Consider the following 13,179-nt stretch of genomic DNA (forward strand, 5'->3'; position numbering starts at 1 on the left):
CGCGGGCCGGCGCGCGGGGGGCCCGCGGTCAGCGCCCGGCGGCCGGGCCCTGAGGCCCCGTGCGGTCCCGTTCCCAGTCGTCGAGCGTCACGACGTCCTTGAGGAAGCCCCGTACCCCCAGGAACTGCGACAGGTGCTCCCGGTGCTCCTCGCACGCGAGCCACGTCTTGCGCCGCTCGGGCGTGTGCAGCTTCGGATTGTTCCAGGCCAGCACCCAGACGGCGTCCGCACGACAGCCCTTGGCGGAGCAGATGGGGGTCTCGTCACTCACAGCTGAATTCCCAACGGGGGCCGCACGGAAAAGGGCCCGAACAAAGGCGACGCCGAGCAGCCACGGGGGGAGCTGCCCGGCGTCGGTCCGTCGCTCCGACGGGGGATGCGGAGCGCCTACGAAGTATGTCACGGGGGACGGGGTGCGGTGCACCGGAACCGCATGATTGATCTGAGCTTTTCCCTCCCTTGGCCGGGACTAAATGCTCCGGCCCTGCGGGTCGTTGGCGGACTCGGCGCGCTGCGGCCCGTCCTCCGGACCCCTCACCGTGCCCTCCAGCGCGGGGCCCAGGGCGGGCCGTACCGGGGCGGGAATGAAGGTCGACGGCACCACCTTCACGGTCTCCCGGCCCGCGTTCGCGATCACCACCGACACGTACGGCAGCAGCACGCCGGCCACCAGCGCCACGATCGCCACGTGCCGTTCCACGTTCCACAGCACCGCGGCGAGAATGACCGCCAGCGTCCTGACCGTCATCGAAATGATGTACCGGCGCTGCCTGCCCCGGACGTCGTCGGCCAGCGACTGCCGCGCGCCGGTGATCCGGACGACTTCGGCTCCGCGCAGCTTCCGCATACGTTCCACCACCCGTTTCCAGAGCCGGGCGCTCCCCGGCCCGGACACCTTCCACGGTACGCCCGTACTCCGACAGGCGGCAGAGCGGGGGCGGCCGGGACCGGACGGAGCGGGACCGGCGTACCGCGTATGGCGGTGTCCGACATGCGCCGTACGGGGGACGGCGTCAGACTCGATCACAGCGCACATCCGCGCCGCTACGAGGAGGCGACATGAGTTGGTTGTGGGCAATCATCGTCGGGCTGGTGCTCGGACTGATCGCCAAGGCGATCATCCCGGGCAAACAGCAGATCCCGCTCTGGTTGACGGTTGTCTTCGGCATCATCGGAGCCGTGCTGGGCAACTGGTTGGCGACGTTGTTCGGCATCAACGACACCAAGGGCGTCGACTGGGGACGGCACATCCTCCAGGTGATCGCTGCCGTGGTGGTGGTCGGAGTGGGCGATGCGATCTACGCCTCGCTACGTGGCAACCGACGGCGCGCCTGAGACACGGACCCGGCTGAGGAACGGCGGTGGGCCGGAACCCCGACAGGGTTCCGGCCCACCGCCTCGCACACGACGCCGCCCGCCGTGTCGGCCACGACCGCCCTGCCGGGCAGGCAGACGCGGCGGCTCCCGCACGCGAGGCGGCGTCCGCACAGAGGGCCCTCAGCCCCCCGTGACCTCGATCGCCGCGAGGTTCTTCTTGCCCTTGCGCAGCACCAGCCAGCGGCCGTGCAGCAGCTGGTCGGCGGTGACCTCGGCGTCCTCGGCGGCGACCTTGACGTTGTTCACGTAGGCACCGCCCTCCTTGACGGTGCGCCGCGCACCGCCCTTGCTGGGCGCCAGACCGGCCGCGATCAGCAGGTCCACGACCGGTCCGAGCGCCTCGACCCGGGCGTGCGGCAGCTCGCTCAGCGCGGCCTTGAGCGTCGGCTCGTCGAGCTCGGTCAGCTCACCCTGCCCGAACAGCGCCTTCGACGCGGCGACGACGGCCGCACACTGGTCCGCGCCGTGCACCAGCGTCGTCAGCTCCTCGGCCAGCGCACGCTGGGCGGCCCGCGCCTGCGGGCGCTCCTCGGTCTGCGCCTCCAGCTCCTCCAGCTCCGCCCGGGTACGGAAGCTGAGGATGCGCAGGTACTTCGAGACGTCACGATCGTCCACGTTCAGCCAGAACTGGTAGAACGCGTACGGCGTCGTCATCTCCGGGTCCAGCCAGACGGCCCCGCCCTCGGTCTTGCCGAACTTGGTGCCGTCCGCCTTCGTCATCAGCGGCGTCGCCAGCGCGTGCACCTGTGCCTCCGGCTCGACCCGGTGGATCAGGTCCAGGCCGGCGGTGAGGTTGCCCCACTGGTCGCTGCCGCCCTGCTGGAGGGTGCAGCCGTAGCGGCGGTACAGCTCCAGGAAGTCCATGCCCTGGAGGAGCTGGTAGCTGAACTCGGTGTAACTGATGCCCTGGTCGGACTCCAGCCGGCGGGCCACCGAGTCCTTGGTGAGCATCTTGTTGACCCGGAAGTGCTTGCCGATGTCGCGCAGGAACTCGATGGCCGACATGCCGCCGGTCCAGTCCAGGTTGTTCACCATCGTCGCCGGGTGGGCGCTGCGCGAGCCCTCGAAGTCGAGGAACGGCTCGATCTGCGAGCGCAGCCGGTCCACCCACTCCCTGATGGTCTCCGGGTCGTTGAGCGTGCGCTCGGCGGTGGGCCGCGGGTCGCCGATCTGCCCGGTCGCCCCGCCGACCAGCGCCAGCGGGCGCAGACCCGCCTGCTGCAGCCGGCGCATGGTGAGCACCTGCACCAGGTGTCCCACGTGCAGGCTCGCCGCCGTCGGGTCGAAGCCGCAATAGAACGTGACGGGGCCGTCCGCGAGCGCCTTGCGCAGTGCGTCTTCGTCCGTGGACTGGGCGAACAGCCCGCGCCACTTCAGCTCGTCGACGATGTCCGTCACGATTCTCGTATCTCCTCAGATGTGCGGTGTGTGCTGACCGAGGTTATACGCCCCGGCTGACAGAACTCATATTGAAATCCGGCACCCGCAGGGCGGGCATCGCGGCCCGGGTGAACCAGTCGCCCCACTCGCGCGGCAGCGTCTTCTCGGTGACACCGGCCTCGGTGGCCCGCGACAGCAGGTCCACCGGCGACTCGTTGAACCGGAAGTTGTTCACCTCGCCGACCACCTCGCCGTTCTCCACCAGGTACACGCCGTCCCTGGTCAGACCGGTCAGCAGCAGCGTCGCCGGGTCGACCTCGCGGATGTACCACAGACAGGTCAGCAGCAGCCCGCGCCCGGTGGCGGCGACCATCTCCTCCAGCGTCTTCGTGCCGCCCGCGTCGAGGACCAGGTTGTCGACGTCCGGCGTCACCGGCAGCCCGGTCAGAGCGGCGGTGCTGCGGGTGGTGATCAGCCGCTCCAGCTTCCCGTCCTTGATCCACTCGGTGGGGGCCAGCGGCAGCCCGTTGTCGAAGACCGACGAATCCCCGCCCGAGGAGTGCGCCAGCACGAACGGCGCGGATTCCAGGCCCGGCTCGTTCGGGTCGCTGCGCAGCGTCAGCGGCAGCGCGGACAGCGTGTCGCCGAGCCGGGTCGTACCGCCGGGCCTGGAGAACACCGTCCGCCCCTCCACGGCGTCCCGCGCCCCCGACGACCACAGCTGGTACACGAGGAGGTCCGCGACGGCGCTGGGCGGCAGCAGCGTCTCGTACCGCCCGGCGGGCAGGTCCAGGCGCCTGCCCGCCCACCCGAGGCGCTTCGCGAGCTCCTCGTCCAGTGCGGCCGGGTCGACGTCGGTGAAGTCCCGGGTGGAGCGCCCGGCCCACGCCGACTTCGTACGGTCGGGGGACTTGGCGTTCACCTCCAGGGTGCCGTTGGGCTGGTCGTGCCGCAGGCGCAGGCCCGTCGACGTGCCGAGATAGCTGGATGTCATCTCGTGGTGCGCGAACCCGTACAGTTCCCGGCCGCCGGAGCGCGCACGCGCGAAGGCCTCCCCGAGAGCGGGCGCGAACGCGTCGAAGACGCTCGACGACGTCTCGGCGGGCGCGTCCCGGAAGCCGGGCGACACGGGAAGCCCCTCGACCAGCGGCTGCGCGTCCTCCGCCGGGCCCGCCGCCCGCGCCGCCGCCTCGGCGGCCCGTACGAGAGGCTCCAGCTCATCGGGGGTCACCGCCGACCGCGACACCACCCCCGAGGCGGTGCCCTGAGCCCCGTCGACGGTCGCGATCACGGTGAGCGAACGCCCACGGGTGACGCCGTTCGTCGTCAGCGTGTTCCCCGCCCACCGCAGATTCGCCGACGACTGCTCGTCCGCGATCACCACGCACCCGTCGGCGGTGGACAGATCCAGTGCCCGCTCGACGATCTCGTACGGCTTGCTGCTCGCGCGGCTCATCGCCCTGCCTCCTGCGTGGTGTTCAAGATGTTGACGCCCCGGAACAGGGCCGACGGGCAGCCGTGCGAGACGGCCGCGACCTGGCCCGGCTGGGCCTTGCCGCAGTTGAACGCGCCGCCCAGGACGTACGTCTGCGGACCGCCGACCTTCTCCATCGAGCCCCAGAAGTCGGTGGTCGTCGCCTGGTAGGCCACGTCCCGCAACTGGCCCGCGAGCCTCCCGTTCTCGATGCGGAAGAAGCGCTGCCCGGTGAACTGGAAGTTGAAGCGCTGCATGTCGATGGACCACGACCGGTCGCCGACCACGTAGATGCCGCGCTCCACACCCCCGATGAGGTCCTCGGTCGACAGCCCCCCTGGATCCGGCTGCAACGACACGTTCGCCATCCGCTGCACGGGCACGTGCCCGGGGGAGTCGGCGAACGCGCACCCGTTGGACCGGCCCAGCCCCGTCAACCTGGCCATCCTGCGGTCGAGTTGGTAACCGACCAGCGTTCCGTCCCTCACCAGGTCCCAGGACTGCGCCGCGACGCCCTCGTCGTCGTACCCGATCGTCGCGAGCCCGTGCTCCACCGTCCGGTCACCGGTCACGTTCATCACCGACGACCCGTACGCCAGCTTCCCGAGCTGGTCGAAGGTCGCGAACGACGTCCCGGCGTACGCGGCCTCGTACCCCAGCGCCCGGTCCAGCTCGGTGGCGTGCCCGATCGACTCGTGGATGGTCAGCCACAGGTTCGACGGGTCGACGACCAGGTCGTACGCCCCCGCCTCGACGCTCGGCGCCCGCATCTTCTCCGCCAGCAACGAGGGGATCTGCTCCAGCTCGGAGTCCCAGTCCCACCCGGTGCCCGTCAGGTACTCCCAGCCACGCCCCGCCGGCGGCGCGACCGTCCGCATGGAGTCGAACTCCCCGGACGTCTCGTCCACCGCGACCGCCGTCAACTGCGGGTGCAGCCGCACGCGTTGCTGCGTCGTCACGGTGCCCGCGGTGTCGGCGTAGAACTTGTTCTCCTGCACGGTCAGCAGTGACGCGTCGACGTGCGTCACCCCGTCCGCCCGCAGCAGCCGCGCACTCCGCTCGGCGAGCAGCGCCGCCTTCTCCTCGCCCGGCACGTCGAACGGATTGATCTCGTACGACGACACCCACGTCCGGTCCTCGTGCACGGGCTCGTCGGCCAGCTCCACCCGCTCGTCCGAACCGGCGGCCTTGATCACCTTGGCCGACAGCTTGGCCATCGCCACCGCCTGCCCGGCGACCCGCGCCGCCGCGTCCATGGACAGGTCCACACCGGACGCGAACCCCCAGGCCCCGCCGTGCACCACCCGCACCGCGTATCCGAGGTCGGTGGAGTCGGAGGACCCGGACGGTTTGGCGCCCCGCAGCCGCCACGACGCGCTGCGCACCCGCTCCAGCCGGAAGTCGGCGTGCTCGGTGCCCAGCGCACGGGCCCGCGCGAGCGCGGCGTCGGCGAGGGCGCGCAGGGGAAGAGCGGTGAAGGACGGATCGACCGGGTGGGAGGAACGGGGACGAGGGGAATGCGGCACGGATGTCTCCTGTCGTCGAGACGAGGTCGGTCCGATCATGTCGCGTCCGGGGCTCCCCTGCCCAGAGGCTTTCTGTAGGGACCCGACAGCGGGCGGATGGCCGACCTGTCAGGGCCCGATTCTCCGTACGGGCCCCGGTACCGATAGTTTCGGTCGGTACCACACCGCTACCGAAAGGGTGATCCGTTGAGCCGCTCGGTTCTCGTCACCGGAGGAAACCGGGGCATCGGCCTCGCCATCGCCCGCGCCCTCGCCGACAACGGCGACAGGGTCGCGATCACGTACCGCTCGGGTGACCCGTCGGACCTCGAAAAGGCGGGCTTCCTCGCCGTCAAGTGCGACATCACCGACACCGAGCAGGTGGATCAGGCATACCAGGAGATCGAGGAGAAGCACGGTCCCGTGGAGGTGCTGGTCGCCAACGCCGGCGTCACCAAGGACCAGCTCCTGATGCGCATGTCCGAGGAGGACTTCGCGTCCGTCCTCGACACCAACCTCACCGGCACCTTCCGGGTCGTGAAGCGCGCCAACCGCGCCATGCTGCGCGCCAAGAAGGGCCGCGTCGTGCTGATCTCCTCGGTCGTGGGCCTGCTCGGCTCCGCCGGGCAGGCGAACTACGCCGCCTCCAAGGCCGGTCTGGTCGGATTCGCGCGTTCGCTCGCCCGCGAGCTGGGGTCGCGCAACATCACCTTCAACGTCGTCGCGCCGGGGTTTGTCGACACCGACATGACCCAGGCACTCACGGACGAGCAGCGCAAGGGCATCGTCGCCCAGGTCCCGCTCGGCCGGTACGCACAGCCGGAGGAGATCGCCGCCGCGGTGAAGTTCCTCGCCTCCGACGACGCGTCGTACATCACTGGAGCCGTCATCCCGGTTGACGGCGGATTGGGCATGGGTCACTGATCGCCATGAGTGGAATCCTCGAAGGCAAGAACATCCTCATCACGGGTGTGCTGATGGAGTCCTCCATCGCCTTTCACGCGGCCAAGGTGGCCCAGGAGCAGGGTGCCAACGTCATCCTGACGGCCTGGCCCCGCCCGACGCTGACCGAGCGCATCGCGAAGAAGCTGCCGAAGCCGGCGAAGGTCATCGAGCTGGACGTGACCAACCAGGAGCACCTGGACCGCCTGGAGGGCCTCGTCCGCGAGGAGCTGGGCTCGCTCGACGGCGTCGTCCACTCCATCGGCTTCGCCCCGCCGGGCGCCTTCAACTTCCTCGAAGCCACCTTCGAGGACGTGTCGACGGCGATGCACGTCTCCGCGTACTCCCTGAAGTCGCTGACGCTGGCCTGCCGTCCGCTGTTCAGCGACGGCGCCTCGGTGGTCGGCCTCACCTTCGACGCGCAGTTCGCGTGGCCGAAGTACGACTGGATGGGCCCGGCCAAGGCGGCTCTCGAAGCCACCAGCCGCTACCTCGCCCGCGACCTGGGCAAGGAGAAGGTCCGCTGCAACCTGATCTCCGCGGGCCCGCTCGGCTCCATGGCGGCCAAGTCCATCCCGGGCTTCTCCGACCTCGCGGACGTCTGGAACACCCGCTCCCCGCTGAACTGGGACATGGGCGACCCGGAGCCCGCGGGCAAGGGCATCGTGGCCCTGCTGTCGGACTTCTTCCCGCAGACGACGGGCGAGATCATCCACGTCGACGGCGGCGTGCACATGATGGGCGCCTGACTGCCCCGCAGTGCGCACCGGAGCGCCGGTCCGGCCGACACCCTCGGCCCGGCCGGCGCTCCGGTGCGCGTGGCGGAGTCTGCGCATCGCGCCCCCGTACGCGGCCCGCCCGCGCCAGGCGCCCAGGATCCGCCCGCGCTACGCGCCCAGGATCCGCCGCGCCGCCGCCACCCGCTCCGGAGCCACCCGTATCCGCACCCCGTGAAAGCCGGCCCCCCGCGTGGCGTCCAGCGCCATCCGTGACGTCGTGCCGTCCGCCGTCGACGACGGGTCCAGCGGGCTCCCCGGCAGCCCGTCCACCACGAAGACGTCCCGGTGCGGCTGGAGGTGCGCGGCCATCGCCCACAGCACCTGCGCGTCCTGCGTGACGTCCACGTCCTCGTCCACCGCGACGACCGTCTTCAGGTACGGATCCCACCCCAGCAGCCCCAGCATGACCTGCCGCGCCTGCCCCGGCCGGGACGCCCGCAGCGCCACGTACGCGTGGAAGTGCGTCCCCGACGTCGGGTAGTACAGGGCCGTGACCTCGGGGAACCGGTCCCTGAGCTTCTGCGCCATCTCGGACTCGCGGGGGATCCTCGCCAGGTTCAGATGCTCGTCGGTGTTGCCGCCGACCACGTCGAGCAGCAGCGCGTCGCGGCGGTGCAGGACCGTCTCCACCGTCAGCACGTCGTTCGTCGACCGGTCCGAGGAGTAGCCGGAGAACTCCCCGAACGGTCCCTCCGCCGCGTGCCGCACCGGATCGATGTGCCCCTCCAGCACGATCTCGGCGCTGGCCGGCACCCGGATCCCGTACTCGGGCGTCCGTACGACCTCCAGCGGCGCCCCGAACAGCCCGCCCGCCACGTCCCGTTCGTCCTCGCCGGCCCCCAGCCGGGCGGACGCCGCCAGCATGAACAGCGGGTGCCCGCCCACCACGAGCGCCACCGGCAGCCGCTCCCCGTGCGCCTCGGCGAGCCGCAGCAACTGCCACAGGTGCCCGCGCGAGTGCAGGCTGGTCGCCAGCTCGTTGCGGCCGTGCACCATCGAGCGGTGGTAACTCAGGTTCCCCGAGCGCCCCTCGGCGTACGAGGGGGCCTCCACCGCGATGATCCCACTGGTGACGTAGGGGCCCCGGTCCGACGCGAAGTGCTGGATCAGCGGCAGCGACGCCAGGTCCACGTCCGCACCCGACTCCACCACTTCCAGGACCGGCCCGTCCGCCACCACGCGTGGTGCGCACCGGCGGGCGGACGCCGCCTGGTACGCGGTGTGCAGCCCGGCCGCATCCGTGCCCAGCAGCCGTGCGATCCGCCGCCGTGAGGCGAAGACGTTCGTGACGACCGGGGCGCGGAGCCCTGCCACCCCGCGGCAGACGAGCATCTCGCCCCGGCCGCTCCGAGCCAGTTCCATGGCCAGCGCGGCCACGTCCTCGCCCTCGATCTCCTCGTCCACGGTGACGACGTCGTCCGGATGCGCGGCCGTGTAGGCACGCAGGAACTCCCTCAAGTCCTGCGAGGAACAGGGCTGTTCAGTAGGTTCAGTGGGTGTCACAGCACACCCCGGCGGGGTTCTCCGCGCCGAACATCTCGCCCCACTCCGGTGCTGTCACCGACAGCCCCAACAACTCCAGCCCCGTCCGGATCGCCACCCGCGCCCCGTCGTACACTGGCTTGCCCAGCTCCCGCTCCACCAGCGCCGCCACCGGTGCCACCGGCAGCTCCGTCCCGGCGACCACGAGGCACTGCGCGTCCGGCGCGTCCGTGTCCAGGAGCAGGCGGCGTACCCGCGACACGGGCAGCTCGGCCGCTTCCCGCGCGGTGGTGAGGCCCAGCGCCGTCACCGAGGAGATCTTGAAGCCGGCGGCGAGGTAGGTGTCCGCCAGCCGGCCGGTCGTCTGCTCCGAGCCGGCCGAGACCAGGGCCAGCGATACGATGTCGCGGCGCGAGAGGAGGTCGATCTGGCCGAGCGTGACGGTGGACGCCCGTACGCCCGTGACCTCCTCCACCCAGCGCGCCATCGCCCGCCCGTGCGCCGCCCCGTGCAGATCGGCCGAGCTGCCGCTCCACACCACCGCGCCCACCCCGGCGTCCGCCAACCGGGAGGCCGCGCGGGTCAGTTCGGCGGACTGGGACGGGGCGATCGCCGGACCGCTCAGTACTTCGGGGAGCGAGGCGCGGGCGACGGGATGCGCCACCTCGATCGCCACGGACCTACAGATCTGGTGCACCCAGCGCTCGACGCCGATGCTGGTGGAGGGGACGAGATGACCGATGCGCTGCTGCATGTGCGGCCCCACTTCTCTCACGCGACGATGTGCCGACGTATCGACATGGACGGCGTACGGACACCGAGGACGTACGCGGGGAAGGGGGTGGCCCCGGGCCTCCCGAGCATCGGAGCCACCCCCGGTCCCGGGAGCTACGCGCGCGCCTCGGCCGCCGACGTCGCCGTCGGATTCTCCAGCGTCGCGTACGTGCTCTTCAGGCGCAGTTGCGCCTCCTCCTGGTCGCGCGGCGGGGGAGTGGGTTCCAGGCCCAGCAGCTTCGCCACGTTGTTGCCGAGGTAGCCCTCCAGGTGCTCCTCGGAAAGGTTCATGCCCTGCGGCGGCGGGCCGCACAGCACCTCCAGCTCCCGCGCCCACATGCCCGGTTCGTTGGGCGGCGAGTCGGTGCCGAAGACCAGCTGGTGCTTCTCCATCTGCTGCGCGAACTCCACGATGCGCGACTGGAGGAGCCAGCCCGACTCGCCGTACACGTTCGGCGAGTCGAGGATCATGTAGAGCGCCTCGAAGCAGTACACGCCACCCGTCTGCACCCCGAAGTGCCCGAGGATGAAGTTGACGTTCGGGAACTCCCGGATGATCGGGTAGAACTGCGTCGGGATCGAGTACGGCCCGTCACCCGTGTGGATCAGGACGAGGATGCCCAGCTCGTCGCAGACCTTCAGCACCGGACGCAGCCAGTCCAGCGCGCGGTCCGGGCGGTAGGCGTGCATGTTGGCATGCAGCTTGAGCATCTTGTAGCCGTATTCCTCGACGTGGAACCTCAGCTCCTTCGCGCCGTTCTCCGGCCCGAAGCGCGGGTTGTACATGAAGTTCCCGATGAAGCGGTCCGGATACTCCGTGACCAGCTTCGTGATGTACGCCATGTAATCGCGAATGCCCTCGCGACCCCCGCGCATCCCGTCCTGCCACACCGAGTTGCCGGGCGGGGGCATGATGCAGCCGTAGTCGATCCGGCGCGGCTTCCCGTTGATCACGTAGGGGCCGTCCATCATCTTCAGCGTCCGCTCGCCGGTGAACGGCTCGCCGTCGTGCCGCCACGCCTGGTCGACGACGTTCGTCGGGTGCATGTGGGTGTCGATGATCAAGGTGCTGTTCCTTCCCTGCGGGTTCTGGTCGTACGTGCTGCTGTGTGGACCGTGGTGAACCGTTCGGGGACCCAGGGCAGGGCCCGCCTCACCTCCCTTCCGTGAAGTCGTCGGGTCGCACCGGCACCCTGGCCAGCTCCAGGCCCGTCGCGTCGCGCAACGCGTTCGCGATGGCCGGGGTGGAGGACAGGGTCGGTGGCTCGCCCACCCCGTTCAGGCCGTACGGCGAGTCGGGGTGCGGCAGTTCGAGAAGGTCGATGGGCACGGACGGCATGTCCGCGATGGTGGGGATGAGGTAGTCGGTGAAGGACGGGTTGCGCACCTTGCCGTCCTTCACGTGCAGCTCCTCCATCAGGGCCAGTCCCAGCCCCTGGGCGCTGCCGCCCTCGATCTGCCCCTCCACGGCCAGGGGGTTCATCGCCTTGCCGACGTCCTGGGCGGTGGCCAGTTCGACCACCTTGACCAGGCCGAGTTCGGTGTCGACCTCGACGACGGCCCGGTGCGCGGCGAAGGCGAAGGCGATGTGCGCCTGCCCCTGTCCGCGCTCCGGGTCCACCGGGTGGGTACGCCGGTGGGAGTACTCGTACTCCTCCTCCAAGGGGCCGTGCACGGCGAGGAGTTCAGCGAGGTCGCCGGCCCCCAGCGCGGTGATCCGCTGCCGGAGCGCCCGGCACGCCCCCTGCACCGCACCGCCGCTCATCCAGCTGATCCGGGAGGCGGACGAGGAGCCCGCGTCGCCCACCCGGGTGTCCGCCGGCAGGACCGTGACCCGGGCGACGCCGAGTTCGGTCCGTACGATCTGGGCCTGGAGGGTGACGATGCCCTGGCCGCACTCGGAGGCCGAGGTGTGCACCTGCGCCACCGGCTCCCCGTCGGCCAGTGACAGCCCGACCCGCGCCACCGAGCGGTCGTCGACGCCGCCGGAGAAGCCGATCGCCTTGACGCCGATCGCGTAGCCGACACCGCGTGCGACGCCTTCGCCGCGCGTGGTGTTGTTCAGGCCGCCGGGGAGACCGAAGGCGCCTTCGTCCGGTGGCGGCAGGGGGCGGTCGCGGAGGCGTCGGAGCAGTTCGGCGGCGGGCGCCGGGCCGTCGACGGCCTGCCCGGTCGGCAGCACCGTGCCCGTCGTCATGGCGTTGCGCAGCCGCAACTCCAGGGGATCCATGCCCAGTTCACGGGCGAGCTTGTCCAGGTTGGACTCCACGCCGTACGTGGACTGCACGGCGCCGAAGCCGCGCATAGCGCCGCACGGGGGGTTGTTGGTGTAGACGGAGTACCCGTCGATCTCGGCGTGCGGGACGTCGTAGGCGCCGGCGGCGAAGTACGAGCCGTTGGCGATGACGACCTGGGAGGTGGAGGTGTACGCGCCGCCGTCGAAGACCAGCCGCGCCTTCACGTAGACGATCTTCCCGTCGCGCGTCGCCCCGTGCTCGAACCGCATCCTCGCCGGGTGGCGGTGCACGTGCCCGAAGAAGGACTCGTCACGGTGGTAGCTCATCTTCACCGGCCGCCCGGTGTGCAGCGCGAGGAGCGCGGAGTGGATCTGCACGCTCACGTCCTCGCGTCCGCCGAACGCCCCGCCCACCCCGGACATGGTCAGCCGGACCTTTTCCGGCGGCAGTGCGAGCGCGGAGCACATCTGGCGCTGGTCGTCGTACAGCCACTGCGTCGACACGTAGACGTCCACGCCGCCGTCCTCGGCGGGTATCGCCAGCCCCGACTCGGGGCCCAGGAAGGCCTGGTCCTGCATGCCGACCTCGTACGTCCCCGAGACGACCACCTCGGCGAGGCGTGCGGCCTCCGCCATGTCGCCGTGCCGGATGCGGACGTGCCGCACGACGTTGCCCCACTCGTCCCTGCCGTCCACCCGCCGGGGGTGGACACGCGGACCGCGGCCGCTGACGGCCGCCTCCGGGTCCGTCAGCGGGGTCCGTATCCCGTAGTCGACGTCGATGAGCCGCAGCGCCCGGCGCGCGGTCTCCGGATGGTCGGCCCCCACCAGCGCCACCGGCTCGCCCTGGTAGCGGACCACGTCCCTGGCGAGGACCGGCTGGTCGGCGACCTTCATACCGTACAGCGGATGCCCGGGGACGTCCTCGTGCGTGAGCACCGCGACGACGCCGGGAAGCCTCAGCGCCCTGCTCGCGTCGAAGCGCGTGATCCGGGCGGAGGGGTGCGGGCTGCGCAGGGTCGCGCCCCACACCATGCCGTCCGCGTGCAGGTCCGAGGAGTACGCGAAGTCCCCCTTGACCTTCAGTCGGCCGTCGGGCCGCCGGACGCTTTCGCCCACCCCGTTCCGGACTCCGGTAGCGGTGCTCACGTGTCGTCACTTCCCTTCCACAGCGGTGGGACCGGGTGGTGCGGTGCGAGTGGTGCGTGAAGCTCGGTGCGCGGTACGGGA

General features: G+C 70.9%; 12 protein-coding genes. 3 read left to right on the plus strand and 9 right to left on the minus strand.

All coding sequences use genetic code 11. From position 1 onward, the window contains the following. Positions 1-28 precede the first annotated feature (28 nt). A complete protein-coding gene (locus ACQPZG_RS26840) occupies positions 29-271 on the minus strand; it encodes a hypothetical protein (RefSeq protein WP_433548279.1) in 243 nt (80 codons plus the stop codon). A gap of 198 nt (positions 272-469) precedes the next feature. Further along, on the minus strand, positions 470-847 hold the full coding sequence (locus tag ACQPZG_RS26845; protein ID WP_433549562.1) for a DUF3099 domain-containing protein: 378 nt from the start codon (positions 845-847) through the stop codon (positions 470-472). A gap of 212 nt (positions 848-1,059) precedes the next feature. Here ACQPZG_RS26845 and ACQPZG_RS26850 point away from each other — a divergent pair, with 212 nt between their 5' ends. After that, positions 1,060-1,335 carry a GlsB/YeaQ/YmgE family stress response membrane protein gene (locus ACQPZG_RS26850; RefSeq protein ID WP_433548280.1) on the plus strand — a complete coding sequence of 92 codons (276 nt, stop codon included), beginning with the start codon at positions 1,060-1,062 and terminating at the stop codon, positions 1,333-1,335. A 162-nt stretch (positions 1,336-1,497) separates the two neighbouring features. Here ACQPZG_RS26850 and tyrS read toward each other — a convergent pair whose 3' ends face one another. Genes tyrS through ACQPZG_RS26865 form a run of 3 tightly spaced genes read right to left on the minus strand, consistent with a single transcriptional unit; the run spans position 1,498 to position 5,757 of the window. Further along, positions 1,498-2,775: a tyrosine--tRNA ligase gene (gene tyrS / locus ACQPZG_RS26855; RefSeq protein WP_433548281.1), complete on the minus strand. Its 1,278-nt coding sequence runs from the start codon at positions 2,773-2,775 to the stop codon at positions 1,498-1,500. 43 nt (positions 2,776-2,818) lie between these two features. After that, positions 2,819-4,213 (minus strand): metallopeptidase TldD-related protein, encoded by a 1,395-nt coding sequence (locus tag ACQPZG_RS26860; RefSeq protein ID WP_433548282.1) that lies wholly within the window; start codon positions 4,211-4,213, stop codon positions 2,819-2,821. Further along, positions 4,210-5,757, minus strand: coding sequence for a TldD/PmbA family protein (locus ACQPZG_RS26865; protein WP_433548283.1), 1,548 nt, complete (start codon positions 5,755-5,757; stop codon positions 4,210-4,212). Before ACQPZG_RS26865 ends, ACQPZG_RS26860 begins: the two co-directional genes overlap by 4 nt. Positions 5,758-5,943: 186 nt before the next feature. Here ACQPZG_RS26865 and fabG point away from each other — a divergent pair, with 186 nt between their 5' ends. Together fabG and fabI are read left to right on the plus strand one after the other, a co-directional pair. Then, the gene (gene fabG / locus ACQPZG_RS26870) at positions 5,944-6,660 is read left to right on the plus strand and encodes a 3-oxoacyl-[acyl-carrier-protein] reductase (RefSeq protein ID WP_433548284.1); all 717 of its coding nucleotides are present in this window, start codon (positions 5,944-5,946) and stop codon (positions 6,658-6,660) included. A gap of 5 nt (positions 6,661-6,665) precedes the next feature. Then, positions 6,666-7,427 carry an enoyl-ACP reductase FabI gene (gene fabI / locus ACQPZG_RS26875; RefSeq protein WP_433548285.1) on the plus strand — a complete coding sequence of 254 codons (762 nt, stop codon included), beginning with the start codon at positions 6,666-6,668 and terminating at the stop codon, positions 7,425-7,427. 138 nt (positions 7,428-7,565) lie between these two features. Here the strand turns inward: fabI and ACQPZG_RS26880 are convergent, their stop codons facing one another. The 4 genes from ACQPZG_RS26880 to ACQPZG_RS26895 all read right to left on the minus strand — a co-directional run bounded on the left by ACQPZG_RS26880 (position 7,566) and on the right by ACQPZG_RS26895 (position 13,098). After that, positions 7,566-8,915: a UbiD family decarboxylase gene (locus tag ACQPZG_RS26880; RefSeq protein ID WP_433548286.1), complete on the minus strand. Its 1,350-nt coding sequence runs from the start codon at positions 8,913-8,915 to the stop codon at positions 7,566-7,568. Between the two features lie 31 nt (positions 8,916-8,946). After that, on the minus strand, positions 8,947-9,693 hold the full coding sequence (locus tag ACQPZG_RS26885; RefSeq protein WP_433548287.1) for a hypothetical protein: 747 nt from the start codon (positions 9,691-9,693) through the stop codon (positions 8,947-8,949). A gap of 134 nt (positions 9,694-9,827) precedes the next feature. After that, positions 9,828-10,778, minus strand: coding sequence for an amidohydrolase family protein (locus ACQPZG_RS26890; protein WP_433548288.1), 951 nt, complete (start codon positions 10,776-10,778; stop codon positions 9,828-9,830). An 88-nt stretch (positions 10,779-10,866) separates the two neighbouring features. Further along, positions 10,867-13,098, minus strand: a complete 2,232-nt coding sequence (locus ACQPZG_RS26895) for a molybdopterin cofactor-binding domain-containing protein (protein ID WP_433548289.1) — start codon at positions 13,096-13,098, stop codon at positions 10,867-10,869. Between the last annotated feature and the right edge of the window lie 81 nt (positions 13,099-13,179).

It is taken from the genome of Streptomyces sp. CA-294286, from assembly GCF_050947155.1.
Lineage (GTDB): Bacteria > Actinomycetota > Actinomycetes > Streptomycetales > Streptomycetaceae > Streptomyces.